Origin of the sequence: Selenomonas ruminantium AC2024 (assembly GCF_000687995.1) — a bacterium.
In the GTDB taxonomy this organism is placed as follows: Bacteria; Bacillota; Negativicutes; order Selenomonadales; family Selenomonadaceae; genus Selenomonas_A; species Selenomonas_A ruminantium_B.
This window is the reverse complement of record NZ_JIAC01000001.1, coordinates 2,416,040-2,440,294: the sequence shown is the minus strand read 5'-3', so window position 1 is coordinate 2,440,294 and position 24,255 is coordinate 2,416,040. Positions and strand designations below refer to the sequence as shown.

The 24,255-nt window shown below is 51.7% G+C and carries 20 protein-coding genes and 2 other annotated features; of the genes, 14 read left to right on the top strand and 6 right to left on the bottom strand.

The window, feature by feature from the left end; translation table 11 throughout:
* Positions 1 to 96: 96 nt before the first annotated feature.
* Complete coding sequence (locus P157_RS14545) at positions 97 to 813, top strand: hypothetical protein (RefSeq protein WP_051598615.1); 717 nt, start codon at positions 97 to 99, stop codon at positions 811 to 813.
* Between the two features lie 95 nt (positions 814 to 908).
* The gene (locus tag P157_RS0111640; RefSeq protein ID WP_051598614.1) at positions 909 to 1,175 is read left to right on the top strand and encodes a hypothetical protein; all 267 of its coding nucleotides are present in this window, start codon (positions 909 to 911) and stop codon (positions 1,173 to 1,175) included.
* A gap of 110 nt (positions 1,176 to 1,285) precedes the next feature.
* On the opposite strand, the gene P157_RS0111635 is transcribed toward P157_RS0111640, so the two are convergent.
* Both P157_RS0111635 and P157_RS0111630 read right to left on the bottom strand, forming a co-directional pair.
* Positions 1,286 to 2,584 (bottom strand): aspartate aminotransferase family protein, encoded by a 1,299-nt coding sequence (locus P157_RS0111635; RefSeq protein WP_026761142.1) that lies wholly within the window; start codon positions 2,582 to 2,584, stop codon positions 1,286 to 1,288.
* Between the two features lie 25 nt (positions 2,585 to 2,609).
* Positions 2,610 to 4,559, bottom strand: a complete 1,950-nt coding sequence (locus P157_RS0111630; RefSeq protein ID WP_026761141.1) for a peptidase U32 family protein — start codon at positions 4,557 to 4,559, stop codon at positions 2,610 to 2,612.
* A gap of 153 nt (positions 4,560 to 4,712) precedes the next feature.
* Positions 4,713 to 4,907, top strand: a binding site (T-box leader).
* Positions 4,908 to 4,970: 63 nt separating this feature from the next.
* Between P157_RS0111630 and pheS the strand changes: the two genes are divergently transcribed.
* From pheS to P157_RS0111605, 4 genes are all read left to right on the top strand, one after another.
* On the top strand, positions 4,971 to 5,996 hold the full coding sequence (gene pheS, locus P157_RS0111620; protein WP_026761140.1) for a phenylalanine--tRNA ligase subunit alpha: 1,026 nt from the start codon (positions 4,971 to 4,973) through the stop codon (positions 5,994 to 5,996).
* A 16-nt stretch (positions 5,997 to 6,012) separates the two neighbouring features.
* The gene (gene pheT, locus P157_RS0111615) at positions 6,013 to 8,442 is read left to right on the top strand and encodes a phenylalanine--tRNA ligase subunit beta (RefSeq protein ID WP_026761139.1); all 2,430 of its coding nucleotides are present in this window, start codon (positions 6,013 to 6,015) and stop codon (positions 8,440 to 8,442) included.
* A 12-nt stretch (positions 8,443 to 8,454) separates the two neighbouring features.
* Positions 8,455 to 8,718, top strand: a complete 264-nt coding sequence (locus P157_RS0111610) for a cell division protein ZapA (protein ID WP_026761138.1) — start codon at positions 8,455 to 8,457, stop codon at positions 8,716 to 8,718.
* Between the two features lie 104 nt (positions 8,719 to 8,822).
* Positions 8,823 to 10,544 carry a methyl-accepting chemotaxis protein gene (locus P157_RS0111605; protein WP_026761137.1) on the top strand — a complete coding sequence of 574 codons (1,722 nt, stop codon included), beginning with the start codon at positions 8,823 to 8,825 and terminating at the stop codon, positions 10,542 to 10,544.
* Positions 10,545 to 10,610: 66 nt separating this feature from the next.
* Here the strand turns inward: P157_RS0111605 and P157_RS0111600 are convergent, their stop codons facing one another.
* Together P157_RS0111600 and P157_RS0111595 are read right to left on the bottom strand one after the other, a co-directional pair.
* Positions 10,611 to 11,846, bottom strand: coding sequence for an LL-diaminopimelate aminotransferase (locus tag P157_RS0111600; RefSeq protein ID WP_026761136.1), 1,236 nt, complete (start codon positions 11,844 to 11,846; stop codon positions 10,611 to 10,613).
* Positions 11,847 to 11,998: 152 nt separating this feature from the next.
* Positions 11,999 to 13,387, bottom strand: coding sequence for a pyruvate carboxylase subunit B (locus tag P157_RS0111595; RefSeq protein WP_026761135.1), 1,389 nt, complete (start codon positions 13,385 to 13,387; stop codon positions 11,999 to 12,001).
* A 430-nt stretch (positions 13,388 to 13,817) separates the two neighbouring features.
* On the opposite strand from P157_RS0111595, the gene P157_RS0111590 reads away from it, so the two are divergent.
* The 6 genes from P157_RS0111590 (at position 13,818) to P157_RS0111565 (ending at position 19,078) form a co-directional block, all read left to right on the top strand.
* On the top strand, positions 13,818 to 14,087 hold the full coding sequence (locus tag P157_RS0111590) for an ACT domain-containing protein (RefSeq protein WP_014424149.1): 270 nt from the start codon (positions 13,818 to 13,820) through the stop codon (positions 14,085 to 14,087).
* Positions 14,088 to 14,111: 24 nt separating this feature from the next.
* Entirely contained in the window at positions 14,112 to 15,473 is a 1,362-nt protein-coding gene (locus P157_RS0111585) for a PFL family protein (protein WP_026761134.1), read from the top strand.
* A 128-nt stretch (positions 15,474 to 15,601) separates the two neighbouring features.
* Positions 15,602 to 16,249 (top strand): endonuclease III, encoded by a 648-nt coding sequence (gene nth / locus P157_RS0111580; protein WP_026761133.1) that lies wholly within the window; start codon positions 15,602 to 15,604, stop codon positions 16,247 to 16,249.
* 68 nt (positions 16,250 to 16,317) lie between these two features.
* Positions 16,318 to 16,770, top strand: a complete 453-nt coding sequence (locus tag P157_RS0111575) for an N-acetyltransferase (RefSeq protein WP_026761132.1) — start codon at positions 16,318 to 16,320, stop codon at positions 16,768 to 16,770.
* Between the two features lie 93 nt (positions 16,771 to 16,863).
* Positions 16,864 to 17,107, top strand: a binding site (T-box leader).
* Between the two features lie 60 nt (positions 17,108 to 17,167).
* The gene (gene aroF, locus P157_RS0111570) at positions 17,168 to 18,181 is read left to right on the top strand and encodes a 3-deoxy-7-phosphoheptulonate synthase (protein WP_026761131.1); all 1,014 of its coding nucleotides are present in this window, start codon (positions 17,168 to 17,170) and stop codon (positions 18,179 to 18,181) included.
* Entirely contained in the window at positions 18,182 to 19,078 is an 897-nt protein-coding gene (locus tag P157_RS0111565) for a prephenate dehydrogenase (protein WP_026761130.1), read from the top strand. It begins immediately after the preceding gene.
* 105 nt (positions 19,079 to 19,183) lie between these two features.
* Here the strand turns inward: P157_RS0111565 and P157_RS0111560 are convergent, their stop codons facing one another.
* On the bottom strand, positions 19,184 to 19,975 hold the full coding sequence (locus tag P157_RS0111560) for a VWA domain-containing protein (protein ID WP_051598613.1): 792 nt from the start codon (positions 19,973 to 19,975) through the stop codon (positions 19,184 to 19,186).
* 36 nt (positions 19,976 to 20,011) lie between these two features.
* Positions 20,012 to 20,392: a PH domain-containing protein gene (locus tag P157_RS0111555; protein WP_026761128.1), complete on the bottom strand. Its 381-nt coding sequence runs from the start codon at positions 20,390 to 20,392 to the stop codon at positions 20,012 to 20,014.
* A 430-nt stretch (positions 20,393 to 20,822) separates the two neighbouring features.
* On the opposite strand from P157_RS0111555, the gene thrS reads away from it, so the two are divergent.
* A complete protein-coding gene (gene thrS / locus P157_RS0111550) occupies positions 20,823 to 22,742 on the top strand; it encodes a threonine--tRNA ligase (RefSeq protein ID WP_026761127.1) in 1,920 nt (639 codons plus the stop codon).
* Between the two features lie 304 nt (positions 22,743 to 23,046).
* The gene (gene bioA / locus P157_RS0111545; RefSeq protein WP_026761126.1) at positions 23,047 to 24,249 is read left to right on the top strand and encodes an adenosylmethionine--8-amino-7-oxononanoate transaminase; all 1,203 of its coding nucleotides are present in this window, start codon (positions 23,047 to 23,049) and stop codon (positions 24,247 to 24,249) included.
* Positions 24,250 to 24,255 lie beyond the last annotated feature (6 nt).

Here is a 24,255-nt window from a genome sequence, read left to right as displayed (position 1 = left end):
AAAATTAATGGTAATCTAAAGCAACTATAAGAATCATGCGATATAGTATAAGCAGGATAACGAAATAGGTTCTAATGTTGAATGGAGGTATATATTATGCGTAAGAAAATGTTAGCTGGTATTGTGGCCGGCGCTCTGATGGTTGGTACGGGCTTTGGCCTGCTGAGCGGTCAGGCTCAGGCTGCGGAGACGGTGGCCAAGGGCGGCGAACGTCAGGCTCCTCCGCATATGATGCAGGGGCATAAGGGTGGCCAGCACCCCATGATGAATATGAATGCTGATGATGTGGCCAAACGACTGCATGAGGCCTTCGGCGTTAGCGAAGCAGAGGTGAAAGAGGCCGTCAACAACAAGCGGGACTTCCAGGACATCGGTCAGGCGGCGATGCTGTCCAAGATTTCCGGCAAATCCTTTAAGGATGTGCTGGCCATGAAGACGGCAGACAAGCGCTGGCCGGATGTGGGCAAAGCTCTGGGGGTTACGCCGGAACAGTTCCGCAAGCAGATGAACGAGATGACGGCCGATCGCATGGCTAAGCGCGGCGATATTGACAAGGCTAAGGCTTTGGCGCTTCTTAACAACGGCTATCGGGCTCAGGATATCAGCATGGCTGCCAAGATTGCCAAACTCAGCGGCAAGGATTTGCAGGCGGTCCTGGATATGAAGAAAATCAATAACCGTTGGAGCGATATCGCCAAGAAATTGGGCGTAGACGCGAGCAAACTGCGTCCGGATTTCAAAAAGGGCGGCCAGCATGGTGGCCCGCAGGGAGGACCGCCTCCTGTTGAAGCAGCTTTCGGTGCCGAGGGCTAAAGGTTTTTGACGGCGGTTCATGGTCAATAGAGGATTTTCCCGATAAAGGGCGAATATGCTTCTTTAAGAAGATATTTGCAGAAAGGAAGACCGCTATGATTATCACGGACAACGAAACGGTAAATGCTGCCGAAGATTTGATCCGCCGCCACAAGGAACAGCGTCCGGAAAAGCCCAGAACGGTGCAGGCCATACTGGCCCGCTACAATCAAGCCATCAGCCAGTATCAAGATTTGATGCAGGCGCAGGTGGACAACCGGGAACAGCGCGTGATGCTGTATTCGGAAATCAAGACCTTGGGCTGGTGTCTGGGCCGCGAAGAGGCAAAAATCGTCAAAGAAATCAATACACCAGTGAAATAGTGCTTTATAGTAAGCCGCCCGCCCCGCGGGGGATATCTTTCTTGCGCGCAAGCTTGTCAAACGCTGCAGGAAGATATACCCAGCGGGGCGGGCTTTGTTGTTTTATTGTTTTAGAGATTTTTTTCGGTTAAGACTATGTCCAGGGCGTTCAGTACGTCGTTGACATTTTCTTCCGTAATCACCAAAGGCGGCTGGAAGGCCATGACGTTGCGGTCTACGCCGTTCTTGCCGATGATAAAGCCGCGGTCTTTGAGGACTTCGAGTACATCGTCAAGGATTTCCGGAGCAGGACTGCCGTCCGCATGGATGAATTCTGCGCCATCCATCAGGCCGAGGCCACGCACATCGCCGATAACGGGATGTTTCTGCTGCAGCTCACGCAGGCCGCTTCTAAGTTGCTCACCGCGTGCCTGAGCATTTTCCATAAGCTTGTGTTCTTCGATATAGTCGAGAACCGCCATGGCTGTCGTGGAGGATACCGGATTGCCGCCGAGCGTCGAAGCGCCGGGGCGGGTGTAGGTATCAGCAATCTTAGCCGTGGAGATAAAGGCGGAAATCGGGGCGCCGTTGCCCAAGGCTTTGGCCATGCACATGATATCGGGGACGACATCGTAATTTTCGATGGCAAACATCTTGCCGCTGCGGGCAAAGCCCGTCTGTACTTCGTCGATAATCAGCAGGGTATTGTACTGGTCAAGGATTTCTTTGACGCGCTTGAAGTAGCCTTTGGGCGGCACTACGCAGCCGGCGTTGCCCTGAATGGTTTCGGCGATAAAGGCACCGGGATGGCCGGAGGTGGAGGATTTAATCAAATCCTCGATGGCATTGGCGCAGGCGTAATCGCATTCCGGGAATTTTTTGTTCATGGGGCAGCGATAGCAGTTCGGGTTGGGGGCAAAGTGAATGCCGCCAACGGGATTGGGGTCGGTGCGCCACATGGTAAGGCCCGTTACGCTCATGCCCAGCTTTGTGCGGCCGTGCAGGCCGTGGCGCAGGGCGATGATTTCGCTGTTGCCTGTGTAGACGGAAGCCAGCAGGAAGGCACCTTCCGTAGCTTCGGAACCCGTGGAGCAGAAGAAGGACTTCTGCAAATCGCCAGGAGTGACCTGGGCCAGCTTTTCTGCCAGGTTCACGAAGTTTTCCGTGAGGTAGATGTTGCAGACATGCTGCAGCTCGTCAATCTGAGCCTTCATCTTCTCCAGGATTTCCGGATTGCAGTGGCCGCAGTTCATAACGGACACGCCGGCGTACATATCCAGATATTTCTTGCCCGTGCTGTCCCAGAGGTACTGCATGGAACCTTTGACCATCTGGGCCGGTTCCTTGTAGAAATGACCTAAGCAGGGCATGATGTATTTTTTCTTCTTTTCGATAATGGCCTCAGGGCCGATGAATTTTTTGCTTTCCATAACTTCCCCCTAAAATATAAACAGATTAGATGGAGTTGCGGCTCCGGCGGAAACGGTAGGTGCCAAGACCAAGCTGCCGCGGGCCTTTTTTGAGCGTTTCGAGGTCATCGGCGTGGAAGGCCTCTTTGCCTGCCGTGAGGTTGTCCAAAGCCGTGCGGTAAATGCGGGTGACCATGCCGGCAAATTCCGGTGCGTAATCCTGCGCCTCAATGCGGTAAGCGCCCAAGCCGTTAAACTTCGCAAGGTACGGATAGAGACAGAGGTCCTTGGCAAAGTAAATGTGGTTGCGGCCAAACTGGTCAACGCGCAGGGAATGCTTTTCGCCAGCTTTGTCGAGCAGGGCATAGCGGCGGTCGAGAACTTCGGGATTGTTGAGTTCGTTGAAGAATGGCAGGCTCATGCCCGGAATATTGTGGTCGCAAATCATGGATTCATAGGAACCGTGTACCACAACTTCGATGGGCAGCTCGGAGCTTTCGACGATTTCGCGCAGCTGCTCAAACGAAAGCTCATAAGAAGCCGTACCCATGGTCAGGCCATTTTCCTTGAGGAACTTGGCGGCCAGATGGTTAAAGAGGTTAAAGGACACATCCGCCTGCACTGGTAAATCCGTCAGACGCTTGGCCAGCTTCAACGAGCCAAGGTTGCTGACCATGATGCCGTCGGCTTTGAGTTCACGCTGTTTCAGCGCCGTGAAGAACTGTTCCAGTTCGCCGCATTCCCGGCGCATGGTCGTGCGCGGCGTGTTGATGATGATTTTGGCGCGGCCCTTGTTGTAGGCGATAACTTCAGCAAAATCTTTGAGGCTCCAAGGCTTGTTGGGGCGGAAGGTTTCGCCGCCGACATAGACGATATCGGCACCATTGTCAATAACGGCGCAGGCTGCACCGACGGTGTTTACGCGGACGCTTAATGTGCGGTGGTCGGGATTTGACTTGTCAATATCGCGTTCCTGCTTTAGGATTTCGTCCTGGAAACCGGCTTCCTTCACGGCATCGCTGAAGAAGCGCGGTTCACGCGTGCCATCGAAGCCGATGTCCTTTTTATCCGGGGAACCGAAGGCAAAGGTGGTCGTAAAGTCGCGGGCACGGTTTTCATAGAGGCTTTTCCAGCCTTCTTCATCCGGCTGCCAGCCCGTCGGGTCAGCGATATAGGCATCAATGGCCTTGCGGTAGGTGCTGACAATGCGGCGGATAAAGGGAGCGGGGCGCATACGGCCTTCGATTTTGAAGGAGAACACGCCAGCCTGAATGAGCTGGGGGATATGGCGGTACATGCACATATCCTTGAGCGCCAGCTTATAGGCACCGTCGCTGTCCTTGTCGAGCACTTCGCCCGTCTTTTCATCAATCAGCTGATAAGCCCAGCGGCATGGTTTCAGGCAGCGGCCACGGTTGCCGCTCTGGCCAAAGACCACGCCGGAGTGAATGCACTGACCGCTTTCGCTGATGCACATATCGCCGTGCATGAAGTATTCCACTTCAATACCCGTGCGCTCACGGAACAGGGAGAGCTCGGAGAGCGTCATCTCGCGGCCCACAACAACGCGGGTAATGCCGTATTCCTTGAGCTTTTCGATAGCGTGCTCGTTATGGGTATTCATCATAACGGAGGTGTGCACTGGAATTTTGATGCCCATTTCGTGAATGAGTTCGAGTACCGCAAAGTCCTGTACGAGGATAGCATCCGGGCGGATTTCGTTGAGGTAGGTGAGGTATTCACGCAGAGCGGGAATTTCCTCGTCACTGATCAGGTTGTTGAGTGTGATGTAGAGCTTAACGCCATGCTCATGGGTGTAGGCAATGGCCTTCTTGAGCATCTCGTCATCAAAGTTGAAATCGCCCTCATGCATGCGCATATTGAAATGTTTGCCGCCGAGGTAGCAGGCATCAGCGCCGGATTCCACACCAGCCACCAGGGCGTCCCAGGTGCCGGCAGGTGCCAGCAGTTCTACGGATTTACGATTTAATAACATCTAAAAACAAACTCCTTTTGGATATGATTTTTTATTATATAGTCCCAATCTATAAGTATAACAGAGATTGCAGGGGCTATCAATATTTCATCCTCCTTCACTTTGCAGCATTTTTGTTTGCAATCCCGCGGTCTTTATGCTACAATTCTATGTATTGTGGCGATGAACAAGAAGAGTAAACTTCGCGGGCATTTTTAGAGAGTCTCCGCTGCTGGGATGGAGATAATGCCGGATTTTGAAAGTTCGCTTGGGAGCTTTTCGGAGGAAATGCCGGACGTGTGCTTCGCGTTAAGAAGATGCAAGTGATAAATCAGGGTGGTACCGCGAAATTCAGCCTTCGCCCCTCGTGCACATATTGTGCGGGGGCGAGGGCTTTTATAGTTTGCTTTTCATAAGGCAGGAGGTAAATAAATGGAAGAAAAGATTTCGGAGCTGAAGGCAGCTGCCGTAGCTGAAGTCAAAGCCGCAAGCGATATGACGGCACTTAACGATATCCGTGTAAAGTATTTGGGCAAGAAGGGCGAGTTCACGGCTATCCTGCGTGGTATGGGCAACTTGTCCGCTGAGGAACGTCCGAAAGTCGGCAAGATTGTCAACGTAGCCAAGGCAGAAGTGGAAGAAGCCATCAATGCGCAGACTGGTGAGCTTAAAGCCAAGGAACTTTCCGTACGCCTGGCTAGCGAAAAGATTGACGTTACTCTGCCGGGCCGCAATGTGCCGCAGGGCCATCTGCATCCGCTGACGCTGACGATGCAGCGTATTAAAGATATTTTCGTACATATGGGCTTTAGCGTAGAAGAAGGCCCGGAAATCGAGCGCGACTACTTCAACTTTGAAGCACTGAACCTGCCGAAAGATCATCCGGCACGCGATATGCAGGATTCCTTCTACATCACGGACGAAATCCTCATGCGCTCCCAGACTTCGCCAGTACAGGCCCGCACGATGCAGTCTAACGAGCCGAACAAGCCGATTCGCATGATTGCGCCGGGCCGTGTTTATCGCCGTGACGAATACGATGCGACGCATTCGCCGATGTTCACGCAGGTGGAAGGTCTCGTTATCGACAAGGGCATCAGCTTTGCTGACCTCAAAGGTACGCTCGAACTCTTCCTGCATCAGATTTTCAACGAAAATGTAGGCGTGCGTTTCCGTCCGAGCTTCTTCCCGTTCACGGAACCCTCTGCCGAAGTGGATATCTCCTGTGTGATGTGCCACGGTGAAGGCTGCAAGGTCTGCAAGGGCACGGGCTGGCTCGAAATCCTGGGCGCCGGCATGGTTCATCCCCATGTGCTGGAAATGAGCGGCTACGACCCGAAGGTGGTCAGTGGTTTTGCTTTCGGTCTGGGCGTGGAACGTATCGCCATGCTGTCTTACGGCATTGACGACCTGCGTCTGTTCTACGATAATGACGTGCGTTTCTTGCAGCAGTTCTGATTAGGGAGGTTTACATATGCAGGTTTCCATTAAATGGTTAAACGATTATATAAAGTTCAACGAAACGGCTGAGGAATTGGCCGACAAATACACAATGTCCGGTGTTCCCGTGGAAAATGTTATCCGCGCGGACGAAGGACTTGATAAAGTGGTAACGGGCCGTATTGAAAAGCTCGAAGCCCATCCGGATTCCGACCATCTGCAGATTTGCCAGATGAATGTGGGCGAGCCGGAACTCATTCAGATTATCACGGGTGCGCAGAATGTGGCCGAAGGCCAGGTGGTGCCGGTGGCTATGGTTGGTGCGCATCTTCCTAACGGCCTCCACATCAAGAAGGGCAAGCTGCGCGGCCTGCCGTCCAATGGTATGCTGTGCTCCGCGGAAGAACTCAAGATGGACCTCACCAAGCTGACGGAAGAAGAAAAGAACGGCATCTACATCCTGCCTGCTGATACGCCGGTCGGTGTGCCCGCCAAGGATGTGCTCGGCCTTGATGATGTCGTGCTCGAATTTGAATTGACAGCTAACCGTGCCGATTGCTTCAGCGTTGTCGGTCTTGTGCGTGAAGCCGCAGTGCTCACGGGGAATGAGCCGCACTATCCGGAAATCTCCGTCAAGGAAGATGACGAAGCCAAGGCTGCCGATATGATTAAGATTGGCATTGAAAGCGACCTCTGCGACCGTTTTGCTGCCCGCGTGATCAAGAATGTCAAGGTTGGTCCATCTCCGGAATGGATGCAGCAGCGTCTCGAAGGTGCAGGCATCCGTGCCATCAACAACGTGGTCGATGTGACCAACTTTGTCATGGTGGAACTGGGCCAGCCCATGCACGCCTATGATTATGATGAAATCGCCGGTCACAGCCTGACGGCCCGTCTGGCTAAAGAAGGCGAAAACCTCCATACTTTGGATGACAGCTCCCGCATTGCCAAGGGCACGGAACTCGTCATTGCCGACTGCGAAAAGCCAGCTGGCCTTGCCGGTGTAATGGGCGGCCTTGAATCCGAAGTGACGGAAAAGACCACGACCATCGTGCTCGAAGCAGCTTCCTTTAATGGTGCCAGCATCCGCCGCACTTCCCGTGCCTGCGGTCTGCACTCCGAAGCTTCGGGACGTTTTGAACGCGGCGTAGACGTGACGGCAATTCCCCGCGCGCTCGATCGCGCCTGTCAGCTCCTGCAGGAAATGGGTGCTTGCACGGTAACGCAGGGCATGGTGGATGTATATCCGGCACCGAAAGAACAGACGGAAATCCATTATACGGCCGAGCAGATTAATGCTCGTCTGGGTACGCAGCTCAGTGCCAGCAAGATGATGGAAATCCTCACGAGTCTTGGCTTTGCCGTACGGACGGAAGGCGAAGGCTTTGTGGCTAAGGTTCCCACTTGGCGCAATGACTGCACCTGCATGGAAGACCTCTCTGAGGAAATTTCCCGCATCTACGGCTTTGACAATATCGCGCCGACCCTGCCTTGGGGTGCTGTAATGCAGGGCAAGCAGAGCCCTCGTCAGGATTTCATCGACAAGATTAAGGAAATCCTCGTCGGTCTGGGCATGACCGAGGAGCTGTCCTTCAGCTTCACGAATACCGACCTGCTGGACAAGATGCTGGTGCCGGCTGACAGCGAACTGCGCAAGGCTGTGCCCATCATGAACCCGCTGACAGATGACTATCCGCTCGTGCGCACGAGCCTTCTGACCTCCATCATGGAAAATGCTGTGCGCAACTTCTCCCGCAAGAATATGGATTTGCGTCTCTTTGATGTAGCTCCCGTATTCTTCCCGAAACAGCTGCCCGTAACGGAACAGCCGGAAGAAGTCGTAAAACTCGTTGGTCTGATGACGGGCCGCCGTAATACGGTGGGCTGGAACCAGACAAATGACATGATTGACTTCTACGATATGAAGGGCTTGGTCGAAGAACTGCTCGCCAGCCTTTCCATCTCCAAGTATACTGTAGAAGCCGGTGAACACTTCGCCCTGCATCCGGGCAAGACCGCACTCTTCAAGAAGGGCCGTGAAGTCATCGCCACCCTGGGCGAATTGCATCCGCAGGCTGCCGAAAACTTCGGCATCAAGCAGAAAGTTTATCTCTTTGAGATGGACGTGGAAGTGCTCATGAAGTACACCGCCAAGAACTTCCATTTCGATAGCCTGCCCAAGTTCCCGGCAACTTCCCGCGATTTGGCTATTGTGGTGGATACAGATGCCGAAGCTGGCAAGATTGAGCAGGTTATCACGAAGAACGGCGGCAAGCACTTCAAGTCCGTAACGCTTTTCGATGTGTACACCGGCGAACATGTAGCTGAAGGTAAGAAGAGCCTTGCCTTCAACCTGCAGTTCCAGTCCAAGGACAAGACACTGACCGATGAGGAAGCCGATACGGCCTTCAATAATATCCTCAAATCTGTGGAAAAACAGTTCGGTGCCGAATTGCGTGCATAAGCAGGTGATCGTATGGCAGAAGAAAAAAATAACCGCCCCGCTGAGCGCGTGGTGGTGGAGATTTACGGCAACAGCTATCCGCTGAAAACCGACGACCCGCAGCACATGAAGATGCTGGCGGCAGCGGTGGACAAGAAGATGAAAGCCATGTCCCGCTCGGTGCGCAGCTTTGATGAGCGCAAGATTGCCGTGCTCACCACTTTGCAAATCGCAGAGGAATATTATAAGCTCAAGAAAGACTACGACGAACTTGTAGACCTTCTGGATGAAAAATAACTGAATAATAGCAGGAAAATTTCCTTTGCTCACGAATATAACCCGTAAAGATATAGGTATTAACTTTACGGGTTATATTTTTACTTCAAAGGAGTGGGTAAAGAATGGGATTTATTAAAAACCTGCGGGTAGCCTATAAGATGCTGATACTAGCAGCATTTGCCGTAATCGGTATGCTGGTTATCGGCTATCAGGGCTATTCCACGGCAAAAAAAGCACAGGTCGATATGGAAGAAATGTATTCCAGCTCGGTCAGATCCATCGGTTATCTTAGCGATATGCGCTATGGTACACGCTATGCGCAGGGCATGATGATTATCATGACTACGGTAAAGGATGACCCACAGCGCATGCAGAATTTAGACAAGAAATTCCAGGAAGGTTTGCAATTTGTGGATGATGGAATCAAAAACTATGAAGCCATACCAGGTAAGCCGGACGTGATTAAGAAAGAACTCGAATCGTATAAAAGTAGCTGGGCAGCGCTGCGAAAAAATCTGAACGATGCGGTAAAACTTTGTCAGGCCGGCCAGATGGAAGAAGGCAGGGCGCTCTATAATCGTGAAGGCGCCAAATTGCTGGATCAGATGCGCCCGCATATCAATAAGATGACGGAACTGGAAAACAGCCATGCGGAAGAACTCAATACGCAGAATGATGCGGACACGGAAGCTGCTATCCGCAATATGATTATTCAGCTTTTGCTGGGGCTGATTATTATGGTTGCCGTAGCAATGTGGATTACCCGCGAAATGGTTAACCCTGTTCAGGCTATGATGCGTTCCCTGGAACGTCTGCGTGGTGGTGATTTCAGCGAACATCCCCGTACGATTATCCGTGGTGATGAATTCGGTGAAATGGCCGATAAAGTTGCAGAAGTGCGTATGACCTTGAATAAGCTCATGCGCAGTACCAGTGCTACTGCCGAACAGCTGGCGGCTTCCTCCGAAGAACTTACGGCCAGCTCCCAGCAGTCGGCACAGGCTTCGGAACAGGTGGCACAGTCTGTCACCAACGCAGCCGGTGCTGTAGCGGAACAGCAGGTAGATGTCACCGGTGCCATGGATTCCATTGAGAATGCCGTGCAGGCTATCGAGCGGCTGAGCCGTACCGCCAATATGGTTTCGGAACATGCCAACACCAGCAATAAGGCGGCAGTGGAAGGCAATGATGCGGTGAAACTGGCCGTTAACCAGATTAACAGTGTGGCGCAGATTGTCAACAGCTCCGCCGAGACCGTCGATAAGCTGGGGCAGAGTTCCCAGGAAATCGGTCAGATTGTGGAGACGATTTCTTCGATTGCCGAACAGACCAATCTGCTGGCCTTGAATGCAGCTATCGAAGCAGCCCGTGCTGGTGAACATGGCCGTGGCTTTGCCGTAGTTGCTGATGAAGTCCGTAAGCTCGCCGAGGCTTCCCAGGAAGCAGCCAAGCAGATTACTGGTCTTATCAGCGGGATTCAGTCGGAAACCGCCGAGGCCGTTTCCTCCATGCAAAAGGGTAGTGCCGCAGTGAAAGAAGGCACTGCATCCGTTGAACAGCTTCGTGATACCTTTAAGAGCATTTACGATGCCGCTTTAGGAGTTGCTAAACAGGCTGAAGAAATGACCAAGGAACTGCATGTTGTGGAACAGGATACCCAGAATATCAAGGAAAAATCCAGCGGTATTCTGCAGAAGGGCGGCATGGTGGCTTCGGAAATGGAAAGCGTTTCCGCTGCCTCCGAAGAGCAGTCTGCTTCCGCTGCTGAGATTGCCGATGCCAGCACGGCCTTGGCAAATCTCGCACAGGATTTGCAGAATTCCCTGCGGAAATTCAAATTCTAAAATTTTACAGGCAAATAAAAAGTGGAGGGCCCAGAGCTCTCCACTTTTGTATGTGCGATTTTACAATCAGATATGTAGTTTAGTCTTGATGCGCTCCACAGCCCGCAGTGTGTTTTCACGGTCACCGAAGGCGGTGAGACGGAAGTAGCCTTCGCCACAGGGGCCGAAGCCGGCACCCGGGGTGCCCACGATGTGGACTTCGGTCAGGAGTTTATCGAAGAAATCCCAAGAGGGCATGTTGTTTGGTGTTTTGAGCCAGATATAGGGGGCGTTGATGCCGCCGTAGGCTTCGATACCAGCCGCCTGCAGCCCCTCGCGGATGATACGGGCATTTTCCATGTAGTAGGCAATGGTTTCCTTGACCTGTTTTTGGCCTTCCTCCGTGTAGATGGCGGCAGCGCCACGCTGAACGATGTAAGCGGTGCCGTTGAATTTGGTAGTATGGCGGCGGTTCCAAAGTTTGTTGAATTCCACCAGACTGCCGTCAGCGGCACGGCCTTTGACAGTTTTGGGGATGATGGTGTAACCGCAGCGGGTACCCGTGAAACCCGCGGTCTTGGAGAAGGAACGGAACTCGATGGCTACATCCTTGGCTCCTTCGATTTCGTAGATGGAGCGGGGCACATCCTCTTCGGTGATATAGGCGGCATAAGCTGCATCAAAGAGGATGACGGACTGATTTTCGCGGGCGTAGTCCACCCATTTCTTCAATTCTGCGCGGGAAAGGGTCGTCCCCGTAGGATTGTTGGGGCAGCAGAGGTAAATCATGTCTACGCGTTCCGCAGGCAGTTCCGGTGCGAAGTTGTTGCTGGCATCACAGGGCAGGTAGGTGACACCTGCAAAGTGGCCGTCCTCCTGCAGTGTGCCCGTGCGGCCTGCCATAACATTGGTGTCCAGATAGACCGGATAAACCGGGTCAGTGATAGCGACCTTGTTATCGGTACCGAAGATTTCCTGAATGTTGCCGCAGTCGCTCTTGGAGCCGTCGCTGATGAAGATTTCGTCACTGGCAATCTCAATGCCGCGGGCCTTGTAGTTGTGCTCGATGATGGCATCGGTGAGGAAACTGTAGCCCTGTTCCGGACCATATCCGCGGAAGGTATCGGCGCTGGCCAGTTCATCTACAGCTTTGTGCATGGCCTCGATGCAGGCAGGGGGCAGAGGTTGGGTCACATCGCCAATGCCCAGGCGAATGATGTCTGCTTCAGGATGTGCTTCCTTAAAGGCTGCCACCCGGCGGGCGATTTCGGCAAAGAGATAGCTGCCAGGGAGTTTCAGGTAGTTGTCGTTGATTGTAGCCATATAAACCTCCAAAAGAATTATTCTCAATATAACTTTTGGGTATATTATACCATGTTTCTATAACAAATCAATAGGGAGAAAAAGAAAAGATGACTACGCACAGCGAAGCGTAGTCATCTTTGACTTAGTGATATTCAGGTGGGCGAAGCAGCTCAGGAACGTTTGTAAGCCGTTACCTTCTGATAATGTTTCTGGAAGAATTCTTCTGCAACCTGCGGGAACAGAGCGTAGGAGAGGACATCTTCTTCGGAAGGATTAAGATAGCCTTTTTCCTTGAGTTCTGCTTCAAATTCTGCGAAGGTCTTAGCCTTTGCATCTTCGATGGAGCAGTCTTCGATGATGTCTTCCGGAGCAATGCCCAGCGTCTTAGTCAGGAAATCGCGGTCGATAGCAACCGGCGTACGGCCGAATTTGCCGCGGGCAAGGTCTTTGAATTCCTTCGGTACCATCTTGTAGCGTTCGCCGCTCATGACATTGAAGGTTGCCATGGTGCCGACAATCTGAGAGGACGGTGTAACGAGAGGAGGATAGCCCAGGTCTTTGCGAACGCGAGGCATTTCATCCAAGAGGTCCTGATACTTGTCTTCCATGCCAGCTTCCTTGAGCTGGTTAGCCAGGTTGGAGAGCATACCGCCCGGAATCTGGAAGTCCAGTACGTTGGGGTTGATATCGAAATAACCCTTGAGGTTGAATTCGTTGATAACGCGTTTTTTAACTTCGAGGAAGTGTTTGGAAATCGGCGTGAGTTTCTGAACGTCAATGCCGGTATCATATTCCGTGCCTTCGAGAGCGCGAACCATGGTTTCCGTGCAGGGCTGGGAAGTGTCAGAGGAGAAGGGAGCCAAAGCCGTGTCGATGATGTCCACGCCAGCTTCAATAGCTTTGAGATAAGTAGCATGGCCGAAACCGGAGGTGCAGTGGGTGTGCAGTTCCACAGGAATGTCCAGAGCAGCTTTGAGCTTCTTAACCAGGTCTTCTGCTACATACGGTTTCAAGAGGCCGGACATATCCTTGATGCAGACGGAATGGCAACCCATATCCTGCAGTTCTTTGGCCAATTCTACGAATTTTTCATTGGTATGAACCGGGCTGATGGTGTATACGAGGCAGCCCTGAACTTCCGGTTTTTCCGGGCAAGCCAGTGCAGCTTCAATGGCAACTTTCAGATTGCGTACATCGTTGAGGGCATCGAAGATACGGAATACGCCAACACCATGGGCGGAAGCGTGACGGACGAATTTTTCTACCACGTCATTGGAGTAGTGGTTATAGCCAAGAAGATTCTGGCCGCGCAGCAGCATCTGAATCGGAGTCTTGAGGTTAGCTTTCAGGGTGTCCAGACGTTCCCAGGGATCTTCGTTCAGGAAACGCAGGCAGGTATCAAAAGTAGCACCGCCCCATGCTTCCAATGCTTTGTAGCCTACGGAATCCAAGGCTTTGAGCTGGGGAAGCATGTCTTCAATGCGCATGCGGGTAGCACACAGAGACTGATGACCGTCACGCAGAACGGTTTCCATGATTTTGACAGGTTTCTTTGCCATAACTAACACTCTCCTCTAAATTATTAACGCATAAACAACGATTATGCGTACTAACTCGTGACGAGCTGGAAAAACGAAATAATAAAGCCTTGTAGAACGGCGTAAATACTAGGTTTTTGGAGCATCACAAGATTTAACATCACAAGCATAGTATAGGTGCTAATTATTGCTTTGTCAATGTAAAGCGTGATTTTTTTCTCAAACTATAACTAATTGGAATAATAGATGGAGATTATCGTAAAATGTATACAATTTAGGCATGGTTGAATTGACAGGAACAGGCGTTAAAGTTTTTTTTATGAGCTATTGGTTTTTGGTGCAGACACTGATATAATTGGAAATGTAGTTTTATGAGTTTGTTTGTGTTGACACATTGTTCTATATTTACACAATGTGCAGGTGAATTTGGAATTGAAGGAGAAATGTGTAAATGAAACTTGTAGTAACCGTTGTAGGCAAAGACCGTGTAGGCATTATCGCCATGGTTAGCCAGATTCTCGCCGAGAACAATGTCAACATTCTGTCTATCAATCAGAACATCCTGGATGGCTACTTTAATATGATTCTGATTGCGGAAATCAGCAGCAGCAAGATTAAGCTGGTGGATCTGCAGAAGAAGCTCAAGGAAAGCGGTCAGGAAATCAACGTGGATATCAAGGCGCAGCATGCCGATATCTTCAATGTAATGCACAACATCTGATGTGACCTTTAGGAGGATAAGTTTTTGATTAGCATAGACAATATCATTGAAACAAATGAGATGATTACTGAGAACAAACTGGACGTGCGTACCATTACCATGGGCATTTCCCTGCGGGATTGTGCGCATCCGAATATGGACCAGTTTTGCCGCAATGTGTATGACAAGATTACCAAGTCGGCGGAGTTCCTCGTAAAGACGGGGGAGGATATTGAAGCGGAATACGGTATCCCCATCATCCATAAGCGCGTATCCGTTACGCCGATTGCCATTGCAGCGGATGCCTGCAAGACGGATTCCTATGTGCCGGTGGCAGAAGCCATGGACAGGGCCGCCAAGGAAATCGGTGTCAACTTCATCGGTGGTTTTTCTGCTCTGGTGGAAAAGGGCTTTACCAACGGTGACCGCATTCTGATTAACTCGATTCCGCAGGCACTGGCAACGACGGATGTCGTCTGTTCGTCTGTAAATCTTGGTTCCACCAAGACTGGTATTAATATGGACTGCGTCCGGGAAATGGGCGAGGTCATCAAGCGTACGGCAGAACTTACCCGCGATAATGACGCGCTGGGTTGTGCTAAGCTCGTCGTATTCTGTAATGCTCCCGGGGATAATCCTTTTATGGCTGGTGCCTTCCATGGTGTCAGCGAAGCGGACAAAGTCGTAAGTGTCGGCGTCAGCGGCCCAGGCGTGGTAAAACATGCTCTGGAAGCCAAGAAAGGCGCTGATTTCACGGAGATTGCGGAAACCATCAAAAAGACGGCTTTCAAGATTACCCGCGTAGGCCAACTGGTGGCTCGTGAAGCGTCCAAGCGTCTGGGCGTACCCTTCGGTATCATCGACCTGTCGTTGGCACCCACGCCGGCAGTAGGCGACAGTGTGGCCCGCATTATCGAGGAAATGGGCATTGAAAGCTGCGGTGCTCCGGGCACGACGGCGGCTCTGGCACTCCTTAATGACGCGGTGAAGAAGGGCGGCCTGATGGCTTCATCTCATGTCGGCGGCCTCTCCGGTGCTTTCATTCCGGTAAGTGAAGATGAAGGCATGATTAACGCCATCAAGACCGGCAGCCTGTCCTTGGAGAAACTCGAAGCCATGACCTGCGTCTGCTCTGTGGGCCTCGATATGATTGCCATTGAAGGCGACACGAGTGCGGCAACGATTTCCGGCATTATTGCCGATGAAGCGGCTATCGGCATGATTAACAACAAGACCACGGCGGTACGTGTTATCCCTGTGCCGGGCAAGAAAGTCGGAGACATGGTAGAATTTGGTGGCCTTTTGGGCTACTGCCCCATTGTACCGGTACGCAACCAGTACAGCTCGGATGCCTTTATTGCCCGCGGCGGCCGTATCCCAGCGCCAATTCGGAGCTTGACGAACTAAAAAACAGCCTTCTCCTATGGAGAAGGTGCCCCGTTAGGGGCGGATGAGGTATAGCGAAAGAACGACCTCATCCGAGCGCTGCGCGCCCACCTTCCCCAGAGGGGAAGGCTTATGTATAGGAGAGCATTATGCGTGTTACGAAAAAAATTAAGGAAGAACAGATACGCATTTTAGGGGAAGTCTATAAGGATACCAAGCCGGCTTTGATTTTCCGCAATCCCTTTGAACTCTTGATTGCGGTGATTCTGTCGGCTCAATGTACCGATAAGCGGGTGAATGTGACTACGGCCCGGCTGTTTCAGAAAGCGGCCACGCCGGAGGCTATTCTCTCATTGGGACTGGCGGCTTTGGAGGAGGAAATCCGGGACTGCGGGCTCTTTCGTAATAAGGCTAAAAACATCATGGCGACCTGCCAGATTCTCTGCGAGCAGTATGGCGGGGAGGTCCCCGCTGATTTTGCAAAACTGCAGGAACTGCCCGGCGTGGGGCGCAAGACGGCCAATGTGGTCATGAGTGTGGGCTTTAATGCCCCGGCCATTGCGGTGGACACCCATGTGTTCCGGGTCAGCAACCGGCTGAAACTGGCGGCAGGGGATACGCCCTTAGCGGTGGAGCAGGGCCTCATGAAGGCCATCCCCAAGGATAAATGGTCCGCAGCCCATCATTGGCTGATTTGGCATGGACGGAATATCTGCAAAGCCCGCAAGCCGTTGTGTAGCAAGTGTCCTTTAGCAGATGTGTGCCCAACAGCAATAGATTTTCAGCCTTCCCCTTGAGGGGAAGGTGGGCGCGAAGCGCTCGGATGAGGTGGAAATACCTAATATAGAGCAAGTGAGATGAGAGCATGATTTACCGGAAAGCAAAATTTGAAGATGTGGAAGCCATTTATGAACTGGTGGCCGATTACGCCGGACAGGGGGTAATGCTGGCCCGTTCCCGCAATACGCTCTATGAAACCCTGCGGGATATGGTGGTAGCCGTGGATGATGATGGCAGTATCGCCGGTGTGGGCGGGCTCCATATAATCTGGGACAGGCTGGCGGAGGTGCGCACCATGGCGGTAGCGCCGGACAAGCGCCGCCGGGGCATTGGTGCCGAGATTGTGCGCCGTCTGATAGAAGATGGCGAAGTCTTAGGTATTGAAAAGTATTTTACCCTGACTTATCAGCCGGAGTTTTTTAAGGCTTTAGGCTTTGAGGTCATCAATAAGGAAGAACTTCCGCATAAAGTTTGGAAGGAATGTATCGACTGCCCCAAATTCCCCAACTGTGATGAAATCGCCATGGTAAAAGTCTGAAGAAAAAGTTTTTCTGTGGTGGAAATACTGTATGATTTTACAAATTGCGGTTGACAATATGGCTACAAACTGCTATAGTATCAAGCAACAAGAGTAAATGCAAAGACGGAGAGAAGTAAGAGGCAGAAGTCTTACAGAGAGCGGCGGGCTGGTGTAACGCCGCAGATGGAACCTTTGAAATACACTCCTGAGCAGCCGGTTGAACAACTGATGTACAGATTAGTAGGCCGCGCCGGAATGCCACCGTTATCAGAGGCTAGGATATGTATGTATCCGAATAGAGAGGCTTGCATCAGCAAGCAGGGTGGTACCACGGGTATAACAGCTCGTCCCTGTGAGGGGGCGGGCTTTTTCTATTTGAACTTTGACTTTATTATGTTATTATGGAGGAATGAACATGATTATCGTAATGAGCCCCAGTGCTACAAAAGAAAATTTAGAAAAAGTCATCAAAAAAGTGGAATCCGCTGGACTTAGAACCCATATATCAGAAGGCGAGGAAGTAACCATCGTAGGTGTGATTGGCGATCAGAAGAAAATCGCAAACTTGGAAATGAATATGATGGAGGGCGTGGAAAAGACCGTCCGCATCACGGAAAAATATAAATTGGTCAGCCGCAATTTCCATCCGGAAGATACCATCGTGGACGTGGACGGCGTGAAGGTCGGCGGCAAGCAGATTGTGGTTATGGCAGGTCCCTGCTCGGTGGAAAGCATCGAGCAGCTTAGGGAAGCAGCTAAGGCTGTGAAAGCTGGCGGTGCGCAGTTCCTGCGCGGTGGTGCTTTTAAGCCACGTACCAGCCCCTATGATTTTCAGGGCCTTGCCGAAGACGGCCTCAAGATGCTGCGTCAAGTAGCGGACGAGGAAGGCCTCAAGGTCGTGACGGAAATCGTGGACAAGGACGATTTGGAACTGGTGGGCAAATACGCTGACCTCTATCAGGTCGGCGCCCGCAACATGCAGAACTTCCAGCTCTTGAAGGCTTTGGGCAAGGCCAATAAGCCTGTCATGCTCAAGCGCGGACTGTCGGCTACCATCAGCGAATGGCTCAATGCTGCCGAGTACATTATGGCGGGCGGCAATGAGCAGGTCATTCTCTGCGAGCGTGGTATCCGTACGTATGAAACTTTTACGCGTAATACCCTTGACCTTAGTGCGGTAGCCGCCGTCAAGGAACTTTCCCACTTGCCCATCATCGTGGACCCCAGCCACGGCACCGGCCGCTGGCAGATGGTTCAGCCCATGGCCCGCGCGGCTGTGGCTGCCGGCTGTGACGGCCTTATCATCGAAGTACATCCTCATCCGGAGGTGGCGCTTTCCGATGGCGACCAGAGCTTGACGCCGAAGAATTTCAACCGCCTGATGGAGGACCTGGGCAAAATTGCGGCGGTAATGGAGCGCACTGTATAAATGGCACGGGAAAAAACAACGCTGGCCATTATCGGTGTAGGCCTCATCGGCGGTTCTTTGGGGCTGTGCCTGAAGGACAAGCTCGGCGATGATATCTACATCACCGGCCTGTGCCGCAGCCAGGCCTCCATGGACAAGGCTATGGAACTCGGAGCTGTGGACTTTGCCTCACCGGACGTAAAAGCCGTTGTGGAGCAGGCGGATATCATCTTTTTGAGTCCGCCGGTGCTGCAAATCGTGCCCATGGTGGAAAAGATACTGCCCTATCTGAAAAAAGGCGCGATTATCACCGACGCCGGCAGTACTAAGCAGTATATCTGGGAGCACCTGCAAAAGATTCTGCCCCCGGATATCTACTACATCGCCGGCCACCCCATGACCGGCCGGGAAAAAAGCGGCGTAACCGCAGCGAAAAAAGACTTGTTCGTGGGCAAGGCCTACGTCATCGTGGAGGACACAGGCGCACCGCCTGAGGCGCATGCAAAGCTTATGGCGCTGTTAAAGCATACCGGCGCCAACTTTACAACGCTCGATATCGCCAAACATGACCGCTGTGCCTCCGTTATCAGCCACGTGCCCCATGTAGCGGCGGCAGCGCTGGTAACACTCCTCAACCAGTCCGGCGGTGATATGGAGTCCTGTATCAAACTCATTGGCGGCGGTTTCAAGGATACCACCCGTATCGCCTCGTCCAATGCCGATATGTGGGCAGATATCTGCATGACCAACGGCAAGGCCATTGCCGCCAACCTCAGGACCTTGCAGGAAATTATCGGCAGCGTGATTACAGCCTGCGAAAATCAGGACAGACAGGCCGTCTACGACTACTTCACAGCCTCCAAGAAACGCCGTGACGCCCTGCTCGAAAACGCCCAAAACAAATTCGACCCGAACTAACTGCATATAAAAACCTAAAGGCAGTGACAAGATGCGCAAGCATTTTGTCACTGCCTTTTGCTATGAAAATTTTGTCAGTAAGCGATGGGGAGATGTTTAAAGGATTTACTGTGGCTGTTCGCCGGCTTGTTTCCAACTTTCGCCGACGCTGCCTTTGTCGCGCATTTCGCTGGCGGCGGCGTCCATGCGGGAGAAGGATTGTCTTACGCCGCCGGCGTCGTGTTTATAATTCACGGCATGGTTAGCGCCGATACCTAGGGCTGCGGCCTCAGATACAGAGTCGATATTGGCTCCCATGAAGATGAAATTCCATTTATATTCTTTAGAGGCCGTATCAATCATGGCTTTTACATCAGCTTTGGTGTATTCTACACTGTTGTTTTCTTTGCCATCGGTCATAATGAGGAACAGCACGCGCCGTTTGGCCGGGCAGATGCCGTTCTGATTCATTTTATCCATGGTGCCGGTGATGGTGCGGCCGACAGCGTCAAGCAGGGCCGTCATGCCACGGGGGTAGTAATTCTTATTGGTCAGTTCCGGCACTTTTTGGATATCTTTGGCGTCCACGATTTTTTCGTATCTGTCATCGAAAAGGACGGTGGTAACTTCGGCGCGTCCTTTTTTCTGTTTCTGTTTTTCTATGAAAGTGTTATAGCCGCCGATTGTATCTTCGGCTACCTTGCGCATTGAGCCGGAACGGTCAAGAATGCAGATTATCTGCACGGGTTCGGCAGAGGTAAGAATACATTTAGATGTATGCTCATGCTGCAGGAACAGCGGCTGCTGTACTTCTGTGGACGGCTTTTCCACCAGTTTATCCGTTGGCAGTTCCCGGGCAAAGCACAGGCTGGTACTCATGACGAGCACCGCTGCCAGTGATATTAAAGTTTTATACACGTGAATCAGCTCCTGTTTTTTATCCGTTCTTTTTGCTTATTTGCCGACGCATTCTGCCAGCAGGGCTTGTACGCGGTAGACGTCGGCGTCCTTGCTGAAGGTGTAGACCAGTGGTTCAGCACCAAGACCGGCTACCCAGATTTTGAGTTCCGCCTCCAGGTCAAAGTGTCCGGTGGATTCTACGGCGAAGTGGCGGATACTCTTGTAGGGAATGGAGTGGTAGTCGACTTTTTTGCCGGTAGCACCCTGTATATCCACCAGTATCAGCCTGTAGTCAGTGAAGATAAGCAGGTCACGCACCCATTGGTAGGCCTGGATTACCTGTTCACTCATGCCCAATAGTTTGCCGTAGTCTTTTTTTACATCTTCGATATCCGTTTCCGCCGCATTGCCGATTAGTCCGCTGATAATACTCATTTTTACTGCCTCCTTTAGATTTATGCTATACTTATTCAACTTTGGCAGCTCATAACCCTGCCATGGCAAGTGAAAAGGGCAGGGGAATTTTTTACAGGGGAATTTGATGTTATCCCTTGACATGTCAACTTGGGCAACCTATAATATGTCTATCAGTTAAAGGCAAAGACAAAGACATGACAGTGAGGAAACGGCTCTTAGAGAGGAACCTGTATGGTGCAAGGGTTCTGGGTTAGTTGTTGCTGTTACCACTTTGGAGCTGCTGGCAGGAACGTGGGCTGGGCCCATCAGTATTGGCAGACGGTTACGCTATCGTTACAAGCGCTGAGTGGCCATGGGCATAGTCTGTGGCAATCAGGGTGGAACCACGAGGTTATAGCTTCGTCCCTATTCAGGGACGAAGTTTTTTTAGTTTTAGGAGGGAAATACAATGCTGAAGATTACGTTGAAGGACGGTGCTCTGCGCGAGGTTGAGGCCGGCACGAGCATTTTGGATTTTGTAAAACAGGTCAGCAACAGCCTGGCCAAGAAGGTACTGGCTGCTAAGGTTGACGGCGAAACGAAGGACCTGACGGCTGTTCTTAATAAGGACTGCACGGTAGAGTTTCTGACGTTTGAAGAAGCAGATGGCCGCTGGGCACTCAGACACACGGCTTCCCATATCCTGGCACAGGCTGTAAAACGCCTCTACAAGGAAGACAATGTAAAGCTGGCTATCGGCCCGGCTATTGACAATGGCTTCTACTACGATATCGACATGGACCGCCAGCTCAGCGAAGCTGACCTCAAGGATATCGAAAAGGAAATGAAGAAAATCGTCAAGGAAAACCTCAAGCTTGAACGCAAGGAAGTCAGCCGTGCCGATGCCCTCAAGATGTTTGAGGAAATGGGCGAAAGCTACAAGGTGGAACTCATCAACGACCTGCCGGAAGATGCGCTGATTACGCTCTATACGCAGGGAGAATTCACCGACCTCTGCGCTGGCCCTCATGTATTATCCACGGGCAAGGTTAAGGCACTCAAACTGCAGAGCGTAGCTGGTGCTTACTGGCGCGGCAGCGAGAAGAACAAGATGCTGCAGCGCATCTATGGTACGGCTTTTGAAAAGCAGGCTGACCTCGATGAATACCTGCATATGCTCGAAGAAGCAGCTAAGCGCGACCACCGTAAACTGGGCAAGGAACTTGACCTGTTCAGCCTGCACGAAGAAGGTCCGGGCTTCCCGTTCTTCCATCCGAATGGCATGGTTGTCCGCAACGAGCTCATCAACTACTGGCGCGAAGTACATCGCCGTTATGGCTATCAGGAAATCAAGACCCCGATGATCATGAACCGCAAGCTCTGGGAGACTTCCGGTCACTGGGATCATTATAAAGAAAACATGTACTTCACGAAGATTGACGATGAAGATTATGCAGTAAAACCCATGAACTGCCCGGGCGGTATGCTGGTGTATAAATCCCATCAGCATAGCTATCGTGACCTGCCGCTGCGTATGGGCGAGCTTGGTCTTGTTCATCGCCACGAGCTCTCCGGTGCGCTCCACGGCTTGTTCCGTGTCCGCAACTTCACGCAGGATGATGCGCATCTCTTCATCACGCCGGCACAGATTGAGGATGAAATCCAGCATACGATTGACCTCTTCGATGAAGTCTACAGCACGTTTGGTCTGAAGTACACGGCAGAACTCTCCACGCGTCCGGAGGACTCCATGGGGTCTGACGAAATCTGGGAAAATGCTACGAATGCTCTGCGCAATGCTTTGGAACACCGCGGTCTCAAGTATGTCATCAACGAAGGTGACGGCGCGTTCTACGGCCCAAAGATTGACTTCCATCTGCGCGATTCCATCGGCCGTACGTGGCAGTGCGGTACGATTCAGCTCGATATGCTGATGCCGGAAAAATTCGACCTGACGTATGTTGGTGAAGACGGCGAAAAGCATCGTCCGGTCATGCTGCATCGCGTGGTTTACGGCTCCATTGAACGCTTTATCGGCATCCTGATTGAAAACTATGCCGGTGCGTTCCCGACTTGGCTGGCTCCGGTTCAGGTTCGCATCCTGCCGATTACGGACAAACATGCCGATTATGCTTACGAGCTCAAGAAGAAAATGTTTGACCTCGGCCTGCGCGTTGAAGTGGATGACCGCAACGAAAAGACGGGCTACAAGATTCGTGAAAGTCAGGTCAAGAAGACCCCGTACACGCTGGTTGTTGGTGACCAGGAAATGGCTGACGGTACGGCAGCTGTCCGCAAACGCGGCGTGAAGGACAGCGAAACCATGAAGGTTGACGACTTCATTAAATACGTTCAGGAAAAAATCGCCAGCAAGAGCGAAGAATTCTAATTTCATAGCGACCTAAAGGAAGCAGGCTTGACATGTCAATTTTTGACAAGTCAGGCCTGTTTTTACTATGAAATTTTTGCAAGTCAAACCCGTAGGGCGCAGAATTGCTTAGATTTCGTGTAAGGGCGAAGTGCGAAACACTGTTTCGCACGAAGTTTCGTGCGCATTTATCATAGTTTGGTTAACTTATTACAAAATATAGGTTGACAATAAGGGCGGAGAGGAGTATCGTGTTAACCGTGATGATTGGGAAAGGAGCTATGACGATGCAAAAAAATACGAAGTCAAAAGGGAGGTACTGCCAATGATTTGGTACCCCTACGAACAGATGAAGACCATGAAAGCACCTTACGAAATTGTCGATGCAGAAGGCCCTTATCTTTACACAAAGGATGCGAAGCTGCTGGATTCGATTTCCTCCTGGTGGAGTGTAATCTATGGTTACCATCAGCCCAAGATTACGGAAGCTATCTGTCAGCAGGCCAATAAATTTTCTCATGTGATGCTGGGCGGCCTTACCCATAAGCCCGCGCAGGAATTGTCCGAAAAACTGGCCGCCTGGCTGCCGGGGGATTTGGATTACTGCTTTTTCTCCGATTCAGGCAGTGTGGCGGTAGAAGTCGCGCTGAAAATGGCCCTGCAGTATTATGTGAATCGGGGAGAGAACGGCCGCACGCGGGTATTGGCGCTAGAACATGCCTATCATGGGGATACCTTCAAAACCATGGCGGTAGGAGATGATGAGGACTATCACTTCGTCCTGCAGGTCTATGGCAAAAATCCCTATGTCATTCATATCCCCACGGAGATTGCTGCGTTGGAGGAAGCCTTTGCCCGTTATCAGGATGAGCTGAACTGCTTTATCGTGGAACCTCTGCTGCAGGGGGCGGGCGGTATGCGGATGTACGATATGGCCTTCCTCAAGCGGGCGCGGGAGCTTTGCGATAAGTACGGTGTATTGTTGATTTTTGATGAGGTGGCAACAGGCTTTGGCCGGACGGGGCATCGCTTTGTGGCAGATGAGGTACTGCCGGATATTCTGGTACTGGGCAAGGGGCTTACCGGCGGTCATATTGGTCATGCGGTTACTGTGGCCAATAAGAAGGTCTTTACGGCGTTCTATGATGATGCACCGGAAAAAGCCTTGATGCATGGCCCAACCTTTATGGGCAATGCTCTGGCATGTGCGGCGGCCAAGGCCTCGATTGAACTGTTTGACGAGCTCGATGTCATGGCAAGGGTTGCGCATATTGAAGAGATTACACGGCGGGAACTTGAGGGCTTTACCGACCCGCGTATCCGCGAAGTCCGCATCATGGGCGGCTGTGCCTGCATTGAAGTATATGATGCCCAGACTTTGGCAGGCTATCAGCAGTTTGCCTATGAACGGGGCGTCTTTGCGCGGCCCTTCCTGAATTATCTTTATTCCATGGTGCCCTATATCCTTACGGATGATGAGCTTGTCCATATCTTTGCGGTCATGAAGGAATGGTTCCGGTGCGGGTAAGCGGTG